This window comes from Uliginosibacterium sp. 31-16 (genome assembly GCF_030730865.1).
Lineage (GTDB): Bacteria > Pseudomonadota > Gammaproteobacteria > Burkholderiales > Rhodocyclaceae > Uliginosibacterium.
In genome coordinates this window covers 573380-587808 of record NZ_JAVALZ010000001.1, presented here as the reverse complement: position 1 = coordinate 587808, position 14429 = coordinate 573380, and the positions used below count along the sequence as shown (strand labels likewise).

The window sequence follows — 14429 nt, the reverse complement described above, 5'->3', positions numbered from 1 at the left end:
GCCGCACTGTGACGGCCTTTCCGTGTGGCATGTCTGGAGAGCCGCGCCCCGCGGCCCTCTCACCGCAGGGTGTCTGCAGAGGCAGGCGGGAGGCGCTTCTTCAGCAGATGGGCAGGATTTAACGCGGGTGATACGGCGGAATCAGTGTGCCGCCAGGAATACCGCGCACCCGGCCCTGCTTTGCGGGCGGTAGCGGGCCCTTGCTGCAGTGCTGCAGATAGCGGCTGATGGCGTAGTCGCAGTGAAAGCGGCGCAGCAGCGCGTCGGAGATTTCCGGGTAACTGGTCAGCGCAGCATCGATGCGATCTGCCAGATCCGCTGGGTTGTCGCGCGGGCACAGGAAGCGTGCCAGCTCGCCGGTCATGATTTCGCGCGGGCCGGTCGGGCAATCGGTACTCACGACCGGTGTGCCGAGAATCAGTGCTTCGATCAATACTGTCGGCAGGCCTTCGCTGTCGGAAGACATGGCGAACAGGGCGGCATGCCTGATCCACGGATAGGGATTGGTCTGGAAGCCGGGCAGCACCACGCGATCCTGCAGACCCAGTTCCTCGATCAGGGCCAGCAACTGTTCATACCAGCCGCGTTCATGCTGGCTGTAGGTATCGCCGAGCAGGACCAGCTTGTGCGTGTGACGTGTATGGCTGCGGGCAAAGGCGCGCAGCAACAGATCCTGACGCTTGCGCGGCGTGAAGCGCGCGGCGTAAACCACGTAGGGCTCGGTCAGCGGCACGGGGTAGGCAGCGCCCTGGGCCCGGATGCTCTCGAAATCAAAGGGGTTGTAGATCGTGGCAATGCTGGCAGGCTGCAGCCCCATCTGCCCGACGATCTCTTGCTGCAGTGCCTTGGCGACCGTGATCAGGCGTCGCCTGTCGTAGAACAGACGCAGGATCAGGCCCCATTTCAGGCGGCGAAACAGGCGTTTGATGCCTGTCCGGCTGGCCAGCTTGTTGCGATAGAACTCGACCATCGAATTGCGATAGCGGATGTACACGTCGTGCAGGCCCGCCAGGGCCGAGAGGTGATCCATCTCTTCCGCGCTGGAAATGAAGAAGGCGAAAGGCTCGCCGTCTGCCTCCAGACGCTTGACCAGCGTGCGAAGGCGCCAGGCCATCTGCAGCTTGTTGAGCAGACGATGGCGGCTGGGGGCCTCGCTTCCTGACAGGGCGTGCACCGGCAGATCTGCCGGCAGGGCATGCTGAATCTGGTCGCGCAGAAGAATGAGGTGCGGCTCATGACCCTGACGCAGGAAGCCTTCGGCCAGATTCAGCGAGACGCGCTCGGCGCCGCCACCGATCATGGAGTCAATCAGCAGACCTATTTTCATATGTGCTCCCACTGGCCGGATTTCTGGCCCGAGGTGGTGGCAACGCTTGGGGGGGATGTAATAATAGTAGTCAGCAAAGGCGTGCTTTCTGGCGTGCTCTTGCCCGATTGAACGCTGTGAAAGCGTGAGCGGGGTTAGCCAGAAACGAGAAAAGCGTGAATTACATCACAGTTTATTGCGCCGCAGTATGGGCCTTTACACATCCTTGCGATGTTCTCGAAAACACCGGAATTTCTTCCGGTGCCTGACCCCCGGCAATACAGTTTTCGCGTTGTTCCGCCGAGTGCTTGTCTGACCGTCATCCCTGCCCATGCCCCGTTTTCTGCGTCTGTTCCTGCTGAGTTGTCTGTGTCTGGGGGGCCTGCCGTTCGGCCGCGCCGAGGTGCTGCCCCAACTGATGCTCGAAGCGAGCATGCACAGCGCGCGCATTGTTGATGCGGCGGCCGATGCCGAGGGGCGCTGGCTGGTGACTGCTGGCGAGGACAAGTCGGCGCGGGTCTGGAATCTCGAGGACAGCCGCTTGCTGTCAGTCCTGCGGGTGCCTGCGCGCGAAGGCACCGAGGGGGCCTTGCGCGCCGTGGCGATCTCGCCGGACGGCGAGCGGATTGCATTGGCTGGCCTGACCGGGCGCAGTTTTTCGGCGGCAAAACACTACTCCATCTACATCTTCGAACGCAGCACGGCGCGCTTGCAGCAGGTTCTACCCGGTCTGGAACAGGGTGTGGAGACGCTGGCCTGGTCGCCGGATGGTCGCTATCTGGCGGCGGGCCTCAATGCCAAAGGGGGGGTGCTGCTGTTCGACATGCGCAGCGGGGCCTGGTTTGCGGCCGATGCGGATTATCGTGGCACGGTGACGGGGCTGGATTTCAGCCCGGACAGCAGTCAGTTGGCCTCTGCCAGTCTGGACGGCCGGGTGCGGCGTTACCGGCTTACCGACAGCGGCCTGCAGCGTGACAGCCTGCGCCAGATTCCTGGCGGAGCCCGGCCTGGTCATCTGCGCTTCTCGCCGGATGGACGCCATGTTGCCGTCGGTTTCATGGATACGGCGATGGTGTATGTGCTGCAGGCTGCGGATCTGCTGACTGCCTGGGTGCCCAATAGCGAGGGTGCCGAGCGGCGCAGCAAGCAGGATCCCAGCAATCTGCAGAATGTGACCTGGTCGGCCGATGGCGGCCGGCTGTGCGCGGGCGGGCGCTGGATGCGCAGCGGGCGCAGCATGCTCCGCTGCTGGGAGCACGGCGGGCGTGGCGGATTTGCCGATATCCCGGCCTCGGCGAATACCGTGGTGGCCTTGCAGGCTCTGCCGGATGGGCGCCTGGCGGTGGCAGGCATGGATCAGACCTGGCTGCTGCTGTCAGCCGAGGGGAAAACTCTGGGCGAGCGCCGCTCCCCATTGACCGATTTCCGTGCTGGAGGCTTGCAGGTTTCGCCTGATGGACGCCAGGTGGCGATCGCGCTCAAGGCCGGTGCTGCACCGACGGCCTTTGACTTGGTGGCGGGGCGGCTGGATCAGCTGCCGGCAGACTTGCAGAAAGTACGCAGCAGTGTTGCAGGTCTGCGTGGTGAGTGGCGCGGCGAGAACCGGCCGGTATTCAACGGCCAGCCGCTGGCCTTGTTTGATCAGGAGGAGGCGCGCGCGGCAGCGGTCAGCGAGGATGGTCAGCGTGTGGTGATCGGAACGGACACCCGTCTGTACAGTTTTGATGCCGAGGGCAAGCGCCTGTGGAGCAATACGGTTCCTGGCCCGATCCGTCAGGTAGCCTGGTCTGGCGATGGGCAATGGGTGGTTTCGGCCAATGGTGATGGCACCCTGCACTGGTTGCGGGCGCGTGACGGGCGTGAAGTGCTGCGCCTGTTTCCGCATTCCGATGGCAGTCGCTGGGTGATGTGGACGCCCGCCGGGTACTACAAGGCCAGTGAAGGGGGTGAGAACCTGTTCGGCTGGCTGCTGACGACGCAAGGTGATGTGGCCCCGGATTTTTTCCCGGCCAGCCGCTTTCGCGACAAATTCCGGCGCGCTGATCAGGTTGAGCGGGCTCTGAATCCGACGCCGCCGGTTGCGCCGGCGGCGACCAGCATCGAGCAGATTGCGCCGCCGGTGGTCGCCATTCTGGAGCCGGGACGGCAGGTTGAAACCTCCTTGCCGGTGGTCCATCTGCGGCTGGCGATCCGTTCGCTCGGCGATGCGCCGCCTACCGGTTTGCGTGTACGCGTGGCGGGGCAGGCGGTGGAGGTGGCCCTGCCACGTTTCGATACCCTGAGCGGGCGCACACCGGAGCTGATCCACGAAATCGATGTGCCGGTGCCGCGGCATGACAGCGAAATCCTGGTGTTTGCCGAGAACCGTAATGGCGTGTCCACACCTGCGCCGGTGCAGGTGCGCTGGCAGGAGCCGTCCTGGGCACAGCAGACCGTTCGCCCCAAGCTTTACGTGCTGGCCGTTGGTATTTCGGCCTATCCGCAGGCGGCCCTCAAACTCGATTTTGCGGCCAAGGATGCACGCGATTTCGTGACGGCCCTCAAGCGCGGAAGTGGTGTGCTTTACCGGGATGTCGAGGTGCGGGCGATCAGTGATGAAAAGGCTACGCGCGATGAAATCCTCGATGGCCTTGAATGGCTGCGTCGACAGGTCACGCACCGAGATGTGGGCGTGATGTTCCTCGCCGGTCATGGCGTGACGGACAACGATGGCACCTACTACTTCCTGCCTTGGGGAGGCGACCCGGAGCGCCTCAAGCGCAGCGCGGTGATCTATCACGAAATCCGCAACACCCTGGCGGCCTTGCCGGGCAAGGCGCTGTTCTTCATCGACACCTGCCATGCCGGCAGCGTGCTGGGGAGCGCACGCCGCGCCGGGGTCGGTGACATGGCGGCAATGATCAACGAACTGGCCAGTGCCGAGAACGGTGTCATCGTATTTTCGGCCTCCACTGGCCGGCAGTATTCGCTGGAGAATCGGGATTGGGGCAACGGCGCGTTCACCAAGGCGCTGGTCGAAGGACTCAACGGCGCGGCAGACTTCCAGAAGACCGGGCGCATCACCCACAAGATGCTGGATTTCTATGTCTCCGAGCGAGTCAAGGCACTGACCGGGGGCAAGCAGACGCCGGTCACGATCATTCCGCAGGGGGTGCCGGACTTCCCGGTTGCCGTGCTGCCGCCTGCGACACCCTGACCCCATTGACCGTTACGCTGCGTTGAACCGGCAAGAGCACTTACGAAAGAAGCATCATGGCTGTTGAACCTGCAGAAGCTGAAATCCCTGAACTGCCTCCATTTGCTGCGCAGTATCGGGAGGCGTGCCGGGCCGTGGGAAGTCCGGCGGCGCTGGATGCGCGGGTTCTGGCGGCCGCCCGGGTGCACTCCGACCGGCGTCTGGCGGCACGTGAGCATTCCCGGCGACAGCGTTTCTGGCGCATCGGTGGCGCCTGGCTGGCGGTGAGCGGATTGCTGCTGGTGGTCATGAACGTGAGCGGTTTGCGCGGGCAGACCGGTGCAGACGCCAACCTGTTGCAGCCGGCAAGCCTGAGCGAGCCCGCGGTGCAGGGTGATGTGTCGCCCTTGCCCGTGCTGCAAGTACCGGCGCAAGCTCCTGCCAGCACGCAGGCGACAGATCCCTGCCGACTGCGTGTGACGCCGGAGACGGCCTCTGCCCAGGCCCTGCAGGATGAGATTGCGCGACTTGGGCAGGCTGGTTGTGCGGCAACCCTGGCAGGCTTGCCCGGCGTGGCGCCCAGATGAGGACGGCAGTGACTCCTTCCCCCGCGGAACTGAGCGATGAGACTCTGATGCTGGCCTTCAGCGCCGGTGATTTTGCCGCATTCGAGCTCCTGTATACCCGCCACAAGAATGCGGTATACCGGATGACGCTGCGGCAATGTCGCCATGCCGGCGTGGCAGAAGAGCTGTGTCAGGAAATCTGGATGAAGATCATCGCGGCGGCGGAGAGCTACGTCGTCAGTGCACGCTTCACGACCTGGCTGTATCGCATCGTGCAGAACCGGGTCATCGACTACCTGCGCAGTCATGGCAAGCTGGCCGGGATCGAGCAGAGTCTTGAAGAGGATGAAACCGGCGAGGCCTTGCAGGTCGCCGCAGCGGCAACCTGGCAGCCCGAAGTGCATGCTTTGCGCCGCGAAAATGCCGCCTGCCTGATCGACGCCATCGAGGCGCTGCCGGGGCCGCAGCGGGAGGCCGTGCTGCTGCATTTTGAAGGCGAACTCACGCTGGAAGAAATTGCGCATCTCACCGAAACCAGTCGCGAAACCGTGAAGAGCCGTCTGCGCTATGGCGTGCGCAAGATCCGCGAAAGCCTGCTCGGACTGGCCACCGCGGGCGAGGCTCCGGCATGAAGTGCGTGATTGCATGCGTGCTGGTGCTGCTTGGCACGCTGGCCTGGGGGCAGGAGGCCTCATGGCCGGTGCCGGATGCGGTATTGCAGGCCGCGCGCAGCATCGAGGCGCCTGCTCCGCTGCTGCGCCGTGCGCCGCTCCGGGCTTTGCCGCGTGTCAGCTCCGCTCTGACCGAGATTCTGGACCAATACACCGGCGCGCTGGCGGCAGAGCCGCTAGCCGTGCGGATTACCTTGCAAGGCGAGGCGAAGCCGGCATGGCTGGCTGAGCTGCAGCGCATGGGAGGGATGCTGGAGGTGCAGCAGGGCAAGATGGTGTATGCCAGTCTGCCCGCCAACCAGATTGAGCGTCTGGCACGCACCGGCAAAGGCATCCGTCTGATCGAAGCCCAGGCGGTTCTCAGCGGGCAGGCGCTGAACCGGGAGGGCGGGGCGGAGCCTGCTGCCTTGCCTGAGGCCCTGCTGGCGCTGCAGCAACGTGCCCGCAACGGGCGCGGGGTGCGTGTCGGAATCATCGATTTCGGTTTTGCCGGCTATGCCGCGGCAGGCCTCGCGCCGCCTTTGGCACAGCGTGCCGGCAAGCCCGGCGCTAGCGTATTCGAGGGCTCCGCTCACGGCATCGAATGCGCACGCCTGATCCAGCAGATGGCCCCTGAAGCCTCACTTCTGCTGGCCAGCGTGGGTGATGGCCGCAATGCCGGTGAAGGTCAGGTGCTGGCCGCTGCACAGTGGCTGGCGGCGCAGGGCGCACAGCTCATCAACATTTCAGCCAGTGGCTATCTGTCGGCGCTGGATGGCTCGGCGCCACTGGACCAGATGATTGCCCGGTTGGCACGACAAGGACACACCACCATCGTGGCGGCGGGCAATCATGCGCAGCAGCATTGGCGCGGGCGGATTGCGGACACCAATCGCAATGGCTGGGTGGATGGCGGCGTGGCAGGACAGGGCGATCTGCTGGTGTTTGAGGTGACCCAGGCCGGGCCCGTCAGCATTGATCTGAACTGGACGCCCTGGAACGGTTCGGCGGCCGATCTGGATGTGTTTCTGTATGCCGTTGCGGCGGATGGCCGCAGCGAACTGCTGGCGCAAGCCGATACCGTCCAAGCGGCTGGTGCGGTGCGCCCGGTTGAAGTGCTGGGGCGCGTTCTGCAGCCCGGCCATTACCTGCTGGGGCTGCGGGCAACCCGCCTGGCCGCACCGGGCGATGTGCATGTTTTCGTGCAGGGAGCCGCACGCATGCGGCCTTTCCAGCGCGAAGGCAGTCTGGGCTCGCCGGGCACCGCTGCGGCGGCCGTGACGGTCGGGGCGGCGGCTCCGGACGGATTGGGCAGTGCGCCCTTCAGCGCCCGGGGGCCGACCGAAGACGGGCGTGCCAAACCGGAGTTGCTGGCGCAGATTCCTGTCAGCGGGTTCATCGGGACTTCGGCGGCGGCACCGCTCGTGACAGGGTTTGCCGCGCTCTTGCTGGGGGCTGATCCGGCCTTGCAGGGCGAGGCTTTGCGTCAGGTACTGCGTCAGGCGGCAAGACCGGCTGACGATGCCTCGGCCCGCTGGGGTGTGCTGGATCTGACCCGGAGCAGGCGGGTGCCAGGCGCGGCCGGTGCAGAAAAAGAGGGGATGACAAGATGAGTGCAGTGATCAGGAGGGGAGGCCGCATGAACACGGGACTGTCGGGATTGATGGGGCTGCTGTTGCTGGTGTGTGCCTTGTTCGCGGGGCCGGCCGAGGCGATGGTTTTCTTCAAGCGCTCGGGGGTGATGATCATTCACAGCGCCTATGCGAGCGGGGATGAAGCACGCCTGCGGGAGGCGCTGACTCCGGAGATCCAGACCGTGATCCTGCGCGGCCCGAGTGGCGGTGGCTGGAGCCGGGGGCGCGAGCTGGCCGGCATCATCGAGAAAGCCGGGGTGAGAACCGTGGTGCATGGGGTTTGCGCCGGTCTGGTGTGCCCGATGATGTTCATGGCGGGCAAGGAACGCCTGTTCAGCGGTGAAACCCGCCCCGAGGCCACGTATGTGCGCCTGACCATTGCCGCGGGCGAGTTCCCGGATACGGCAGGCGAGGATCGTGGTGAATCGTGGTCGAACCTGATGGACTGGTGGCGCAATCACTCGAAGCTGTCGTATCCACAGACGCGTCCGCAGCACCAGCCGCTGCTGCAGAGTACGAGTCCGGCGACGGAAAGTAAGATGATCTTTCATCCGGCCGCCAGAACATCCAAAGGCTCGGTGATGCATTGCTGGGGGGAGCGCCAGACCGTGCCTTACTGTGAGGCGGTGACCGATACGGACGCCCTGCAACTGGGCATCATCACCAGTGCCGAACTGTTCCGTGACGGCGAAGTGCTCAAGGAGCGGCCCGACATGGCCCGGCCGAAGGCGGTGGAGGGGCGCGTCAGTGATGCGCCCGGCACGAAGGTGAGTGACGGTTGCAACAGGCTGTACGCGGAGTTCCTGCGCTTTGACAGCCCGCGAGCCTTTGCCATCAGCAGTAGTGCTGGCTGTTCCTATCGGACGGCCCAGTCCCTGCGCCCGTATGCCGAAGCGCTGGCCGCGTGCACGAAGATCAACCATGGGGGCGAATGTCGCCTGTACGCGGTGGACGACGACCTGGTGTTCGTGGATTTCAAGCAGCCCCTGGCGCCGGATGAGGCAACGAAGTAGGCGAAACTGAGCAACTGCTGTGGGGCGACCGGCTCGCTTGTCGTGTGCCCGCAAGCCGCGTGTGGTGGCGGTCTTGAGGCGGCCATGCTGGACAGCCGCTCGTGGCGGCCTTCTTCAGGCGTGGTGCCCGAAGAGGTCCGCCGGGAGCGGCTCTTCGGGTATTGCCAGAACAGATGCCGCTCAGGCCGCTTCTTCGCCCAGATAGGCGCTGCGCACTTTCGGATCGTTCAGCAGATCCTCGCCGCTGCCGGCCAGGGTGATCTTGCCGCCGTCCATGACGTAGCCACGCTGCGAGAACTCAAGGGCGAGATTGGCGTTCTGCTCGACCAGCAGGATACTCATGCCTTCCTTCACCACGGTCTGCACGACTTCGAAAATCTTTTCCACCACCAGTGGAGCCAGCCCCATCGAAGGTTCGTCCAGCAGCAGCAGTTTGGGGCGCGACAGCAAAGCGCGGCCGATCGCGACCATCTGCTGCTCGCCACCGGAGAGGGTGCCGGCGACTTGCGCCAGACGTTCTTTGACGCGCGGCAGCATGGTGTAGACACGCTCCAGATCGGCCTCGATGCCGTCCTTGTCGTCGCGGGTGTAAGCGCCCATGCGCAGGTTCTCTTCCACCGACAGGCGGGTGAAGATGCCGCGACCTTCCGGCACCAGCGCGATGCCCGCGCGCAGGCGCAGGTGGGCGGGCAGGGAGGTGATGTCCTGCCCCTGGAATTGCAGGCTGCCGCCGCGGATGGGCAGAGTGCCGGAGATGGCGTTCAGGGTCGTGGTCTTGCCGGCACCGTTGGCACCGATTAGGCAGACGAGTTCGCCGGCATAGACGTCGAGGGCGATGCCCTTGACGGCCTGGATCTGGCCGTAGGCGATCTGCACGTCGTGCAGACGCAGAATGGGTGCTTTGATTTCAGTGGGCATGGCTGCTTCCCAGATAGGCTTCGATCACATCGGGGTTCTTCTGCACCACGGCCGGCACGTCTTCGGCGATCTTCTTGCCGAAATTCAGTACGGCGACGCGGTCGCACAGGCCCATCACCAGTTTTACATCGTGTTCGATCAACAGCACGGTCACGCCATCGTGGCGGATCGTCGAGATCAGCTCGCGCAGCTGCGCGGTCTCGGTGGCATTCATGCCCGCAGCCGGCTCATCCAGCGCCAGCAGCTGTGGCTCGGTGGCCAGCGCGCGGGCGATTTCCAGACGGCGCTGGTCGCCGTAGGACAGATTGCGCGACAGGGTCGTGGCGTGATGCTCGATGCCGACATAGCGCAGCATCTCGAAGGCACGCTCGGTAATTAGGCGCTCTTCCTCGCGGGTGTGACGGTTCTGGGTGAGGATGCCCCACAGGCTCGAATCCGAGCGCAGGTGGTGGCCCGCCATCACGTTCTCCAGCGCGGTCATTTCGCGGAACAGGCGGATGTTCTGGAAGGTGCGCGCGATGCCGCGCTCCACCACCACGTGCGGGGTACCGGTGGGCAGCTCCGAGCCGGCAAAGATGAATTCGCCACCATTCGGCGTATAGGCGCCAGTCAGCACATTGAAGAAGGTGGTCTTGCCGGCGCCATTCGGGCCGATCAGGCCGTAGATTTCGCCCTTCTTGATGGTCAGTGACACATCGGTGAGGGCTTGCAGTCCGCCGAAACGTTTACTGATGTTCTGGGTTTCGAGAAGGGTGATGCTCATTGCTTGCCCTTTCCGGCAGAGGCCAATTCCGGGCGTGAGTAGCGTGCGTGGGCGGGCAGCATGCCAGCCGGGCGGATCAGCATCATGAGGATCATGGCCAGCGACAGCAGCAGCATGCGCAGCACTTCGGGGTCAAGGATCACATGGCCGAAGATCGCATGCTGCACCGGCAAGGCCACGCTGCGCAGGATTTCCGGCAGCAGCGACAGGGCTATCGCTCCGATGATTACGCCCCCCAGATTGCCCATGCCACCGAACACCACCATGGTCAGGATCGCAATGGACTCCATCAGCGAGAAGGATTCCGGCGACACGAAGCCCTGGAAGCTGCCGAACAGACCGCCGGCTACGCCGCCGAAAGTGGCGCCCATGGCAAAGGCCAGCAGTTTCATGTTGCGGGTGTTGATGCCGATGGCCTTGGCGGCCAGTTCGTCATCACGGATGGCTGCCCAGCCGCGGCCGATGCGCGAAACCTGCAGGCGGCGGATGACGATGACCGAGCCGACCACGAAGAGCAGGAACACGTAGTAGAACATCACCAGCGAGTTGATCTTGAAGTTGTCGGTGATCGGGATGTGGCGCGAAACATCCCAGCCGAACAGGTTCAGCGAGTCCAGCATGTTCACGCCCTGCGGCCCGTTGGTGATGTTGATCGGGTAGTTCAGGTTGTTCATGAAGATGCGCACGATCTCACCAAAGCCCAGCGTCACGATGGCGAGATAGTCGCCACGCAAACGCAGCACGGGGGCGCCGAGGATCAGCCCGGCCAGTGCCGCAAAACCGGCGCCGGCAGGCAGCACCAGCCAGAACGGCAGGTGCAGGCCAAAGTGCGGCGAGGCGAGGAAGGCCCAGGTGTAGGCGCCCACGGCATAGAAGGCGATGTAGCCCAGATCAAGCAGGCCGGCAAAACCGACGACAAGATTCAGGCCCAGAGCCAGCATTACATAGAGCAGCGCAAAGTCGAGAATGCGCACCCAGGTGTTGCCACACAGGGCGGCAATCAGCGGGGCAATCAGCATCAGCGCCAGCACCACGCTGCGCGCGGCCTTCGGGTTGCGGCTGCCCAGCCAGGGGATTGCTACGGCGAGTTCGTTCATTTATGTCTTCCGGAAAAATTCGTCTCGGCCAACCGCGTCATGCACGGTCGGAAACCCGCTCGCCGAGCAGGCCGGTGGGGCGGAAAATCAGCACAATGCCGAGAATGACAAAGGCGAAAATGTCCTGATAATTGCTGGAGAGCAGCTCAAAACTACCCCCGTTGGCGCAGGTCGCCTGCAGTGAGGCCGATTGGGCCCACAGCGGCAGGTGGCACAGATCGGTGGCCGAGCCCAGATAGCCTGCGCCGATGGATTCCACCAGCCCGAGCACGATGCCGCCGACCATGGCTCCACCCAGATTGCCGATCCCGCCCAGTACTGCCGCGGTAAAGGCCTTGATGCCCGGGGTGAAGCCCATCGCGTAGTGCGCCACCCCGTAGTTCGAGGAGAACATCACGCCAGCAATGGCCGCCAGCCCAGAACCGATGATGAAGGTGATGGCGATGATCTTGTTGGTATCCACGCCCATCAGGCTGGCAACCCGGTGATTCTCGGCCGTGGCGCGCATGGCTCGCCCCAGCCGGGTCTTGTTGACCAGCAGGATCAGCGCCACCATCAGCAGGGCCGAGCTGATCAGGATGATGATCTGCACCGGGGTGATGAATACGCCATCCACCGGCTGCAGTGGCGCCGTGGAGATCAGTTGCGGGAAGCTGTGGTAGTTGCGGCCCCAGATGATCATGGCCAGGGTCTGCAACAGGAAGGAGACGCCAATCGCGGTGATGAGCGGAGCCAGCCGGGGAGCATTGCGCAGGCGCCGGTAGGCGGTCCGCTCGATGATGTAGCCCAGGGCCATGCACACGATCATGGCAGCACTGAGCCCGATCAGCAGCGTGGGGATGGTGCCCAGTGCCGGCCAGGTTTTCTGGACGAAGACAATGACCTGCAGCGCCACCAGGGCGCCGACCATCAGCACGTCGCCGTGGGCGAAGTTGATCAGGCCGAGGATGCCGTAGACCATGGTGTAGCCCAGCGCGACCAGCGCATACACGCTGCCGACGACGAGGCCATTGACGATCTGTTGGAGCAAGGTTTCCATGGTTTGCGGGGGTACGAAAGCGTTAAGGTGGCGGATTGTCCGGGGGGCGAACAAGGCGGTCAACAACCTGGATCAAGAGTGCACTGCACAAAAAACGGGGCGCAGGTTCAGGCGCGCCCCGTTCTGTGCTGCCCGGGCCTTACTTCAGGGCGACCCAGTTGCCTGCCTTGAACTGGTACATGGTGATGGCGCCAAACTTCGTGTCACCCTTGTCGTCAAAGGCCACTTCGCCCGTGACGCCCTTGAACTGCACCTTCTTCAGTGCCGGCAGGTATTTGGCGGGATCCGACGAGTTGGCGGCCTTCATGCCTTCGATGAGCGCAGCGGCGGCATCGTAGGCATACGGTGCGTAGATCTGCACGTCGGCGCCAAAGCGTTTCTTGAAACGATCCTTGAAGCCCTTGTCCGCTATCTGGTCCAGCGGCAGGCCCGCCTGGGTGCAGTACGCCGCATCGCTGATCGAGTCTCCCGCCAGCTTGATGAATTCCGGCGTGCAGCCGCCGTCACCGGTCACGAACCTGGTCTTGATGCCCAGTTGCTTGATCTGCTTGAGCATCGGGCCGCCTTGGGCGTCCATGCCGGTGTACACGATCACGTCCGGGTTCTGTGCCTTGATCTTGGTGAGGATGGCCGAAAAATCAGTGGCCTGATTGTTGGTGAATTCGCGCGAACTGACTGTGCCGCCATTGGCCTTCACACCCTTTTCGACTTCGTCAGCCAGCCCCTGGCCATAGGCGGTGCGGTCATCGATGATCGCGACCTTCTTGCCCAGCTTGGTGGCTGCGTATTTGCCAATCACGCTGCCTTGCTGCGCGTCGTTGGCCATGGTGCGGAAGATGTAGGGGAAGCCCTGTTGGGTCAGCGTCACATTGGTCGACGAGGGAGAAATCATCGGAATGCCGGCGCTGTTATAAATGCGTGAAGCCGGGATGGTGGTGCCCGAATTCAGGTGGCCGACCACGCCCTTTACCCCGGCATCGACGATGCGCTGAGCCACGATGTTGCCGGTTTTCGGATCGGCGGCATCATCTTCGCCGATCAGCTCGAACTTTACCTTCTTGCCACCGATGCTGACGCCTTTGGCGTTGTATTCCTCAACAGCCAAGCGTGCGCCGTTTTCGTTATCCTTGCCAAGGTGAGCGATGTTGCCTGTCAGGGGGCCTACGTGACCAATCTTCACGACGACTTCCTGGGCTTGGACAGTTCCAGCCATCAGCCCCAGCACTGCTACAGCAATCAAAGTCTTCTTCATTGGATATGTCTCCGCAAGATGCGATAGATGAAATCCGGTGCGTTGCGCGCGCCGGTCGGGCTACTCCTGAAGGCGGATGTTACGGAAATCTCCACCTGGTCTACGGTGGCGTATGGCCACCGTGGGAGATGGCAAAGTAATGCAAAATCCGAGCCAGAGCAGGGCGGGATAACCGCAATGTACTCCTCCCGTACGCTCAGGCACGCTGCATCGCATCTTCCCGGCCTCCTTCATCATGAAACGCTGTTGTTTTGTCCTGCTGCTCTCCGGGGTGCTCGGTGCCTGCGCTCCATCGTCCGGGGTGCTTGAACCGGGCAAGAGCGCGCTGCCGCAAGTGCTGGCGCAGATGGGGCAGCCCAGCATGGTCTGGGCGGGTGATAACGGCGCATTGCTGATGGAATTCGCCCGGGTGCCGCCAGGCTATGAGAACTTCATGGCCCGGATCGGCCCGGACGGTGTGCTGATCAGTCTGCGCCAGGTTCTGACAGAGGAAAGCGTGGCGGCTTTGCGGGGTGGTATGACCCGTGATCAGGTGCGCCAGTTGCTGGGACGTCCAGCGTATGTGGATGCGGCGCTGGATGCCGAGGGTGTGGAAACCTGGCATTGGCCGCTGGATGCCGTGCACCCTCCCGTGCGCCAGCTGGATGTCCAGTTTGGTGCGGGGGGCACTGTTCTGGGGGTCGGGCGCAGCCGGATCCTGCTGCGCAGGCATTCCTGATCTGTCTAGGGCGTGTTCACAGTAGGCGAGGGGATTGCGTTGAGGCATGGAGCTTGCGGGACAAGGCACGCGCCGCAGTACGGGGTGGTTCCCCCGTACAAGAAGCGTAACGCCGTAGCGCGGGCTCCATGCCTCAACCCGGAGGGCGCGCAGGAAATGACGCCCTGGCCGCGTTACAGCTCCTCGTCAGGGGGCCACCCTGTCTTCGTCACTGTGCCTTGCCACGCCGCCATTTCGTGCACGCGCAACCCCTCGCCTACTATGAACACGCCCTAGTCTGCCGGCCAGACTGGCCTGG

General features: G+C 63.7%; 12 protein-coding genes. 6 read left to right on the top strand and 6 right to left on the bottom strand.

Going from position 1 to position 14429, the window contains the following annotated elements:
• Positions 1 to 118 precede the first annotated feature (118 nt).
• Positions 119 to 1327, bottom strand: a complete 1209-nt coding sequence (locus Q9Q94_RS02735; RefSeq protein WP_305978485.1) for a glycosyltransferase — start codon at positions 1325 to 1327, stop codon at positions 119 to 121.
• Between the two features lie 310 nt (positions 1328 to 1637).
• On the opposite strand from Q9Q94_RS02735, the gene Q9Q94_RS02730 reads away from it, so the two are divergent.
• The 5 genes from Q9Q94_RS02730 to Q9Q94_RS02710 are packed head-to-tail and all read left to right on the top strand — an operon-like array spanning position 1638 to position 8344.
• A complete protein-coding gene (locus Q9Q94_RS02730; RefSeq protein ID WP_305978484.1) occupies positions 1638 to 4502 on the top strand; it encodes a caspase family protein in 2865 nt (954 codons plus the stop codon).
• Between the two features lie 56 nt (positions 4503 to 4558).
• Complete coding sequence (locus tag Q9Q94_RS02725; protein ID WP_305978483.1) at positions 4559 to 5068, top strand: hypothetical protein; 510 nt, start codon at positions 4559 to 4561, stop codon at positions 5066 to 5068.
• A gap of 8 nt (positions 5069 to 5076) precedes the next feature.
• Positions 5077 to 5679 (top strand): sigma-70 family RNA polymerase sigma factor, encoded by a 603-nt coding sequence (locus Q9Q94_RS02720; RefSeq protein ID WP_305978482.1) that lies wholly within the window; start codon positions 5077 to 5079, stop codon positions 5677 to 5679.
• Entirely contained in the window at positions 5676 to 7310 is a 1635-nt protein-coding gene (locus Q9Q94_RS02715; protein ID WP_305978481.1) for a S8 family serine peptidase, read from the top strand. The genes Q9Q94_RS02720 and Q9Q94_RS02715 overlap by 4 nt, the downstream gene beginning before the upstream one ends.
• 26 nt (positions 7311 to 7336) lie before the next feature.
• Entirely contained in the window at positions 7337 to 8344 is a 1008-nt protein-coding gene (locus Q9Q94_RS02710; protein ID WP_305978480.1) for a hypothetical protein, read from the top strand.
• Positions 8345 to 8524: 180 nt separating this feature from the next.
• Here the strand turns inward: Q9Q94_RS02710 and Q9Q94_RS02705 are convergent, their stop codons facing one another.
• The 5 genes from Q9Q94_RS02705 to Q9Q94_RS02685 all read right to left on the bottom strand — a co-directional run bounded on the left by Q9Q94_RS02705 (position 8525) and on the right by Q9Q94_RS02685 (position 13413).
• A complete protein-coding gene (locus Q9Q94_RS02705; protein ID WP_305978479.1) occupies positions 8525 to 9262 on the bottom strand; it encodes an ABC transporter ATP-binding protein in 738 nt (245 codons plus the stop codon).
• Positions 9252 to 10025 carry an ABC transporter ATP-binding protein gene (locus tag Q9Q94_RS02700; RefSeq protein ID WP_305978478.1) on the bottom strand — a complete coding sequence of 258 codons (774 nt, stop codon included), beginning with the start codon at positions 10023 to 10025 and terminating at the stop codon, positions 9252 to 9254. The genes Q9Q94_RS02705 and Q9Q94_RS02700 overlap by 11 nt, the downstream gene beginning before the upstream one ends.
• Positions 10022 to 11122 (bottom strand): ABC transporter ATP-binding protein, encoded by a 1101-nt coding sequence (locus tag Q9Q94_RS02695; RefSeq protein WP_305978477.1) that lies wholly within the window; start codon positions 11120 to 11122, stop codon positions 10022 to 10024. Before Q9Q94_RS02695 ends, Q9Q94_RS02700 begins: the two co-directional genes overlap by 4 nt.
• A gap of 37 nt (positions 11123 to 11159) precedes the next feature.
• Entirely contained in the window at positions 11160 to 12161 is a 1002-nt protein-coding gene (locus Q9Q94_RS02690; protein WP_305978476.1) for a branched-chain amino acid ABC transporter permease, read from the bottom strand.
• A 139-nt stretch (positions 12162 to 12300) separates the two neighbouring features.
• Entirely contained in the window at positions 12301 to 13413 is a 1113-nt protein-coding gene (locus Q9Q94_RS02685; protein ID WP_305978475.1) for a branched-chain amino acid ABC transporter substrate-binding protein, read from the bottom strand.
• A gap of 235 nt (positions 13414 to 13648) precedes the next feature.
• Here Q9Q94_RS02685 and bamE point away from each other — a divergent pair, with 235 nt between their 5' ends.
• On the top strand, positions 13649 to 14131 hold the full coding sequence (gene bamE, locus Q9Q94_RS02680; protein WP_305978474.1) for an outer membrane protein assembly factor BamE: 483 nt from the start codon (positions 13649 to 13651) through the stop codon (positions 14129 to 14131).
• Positions 14132 to 14429 lie beyond the last annotated feature (298 nt).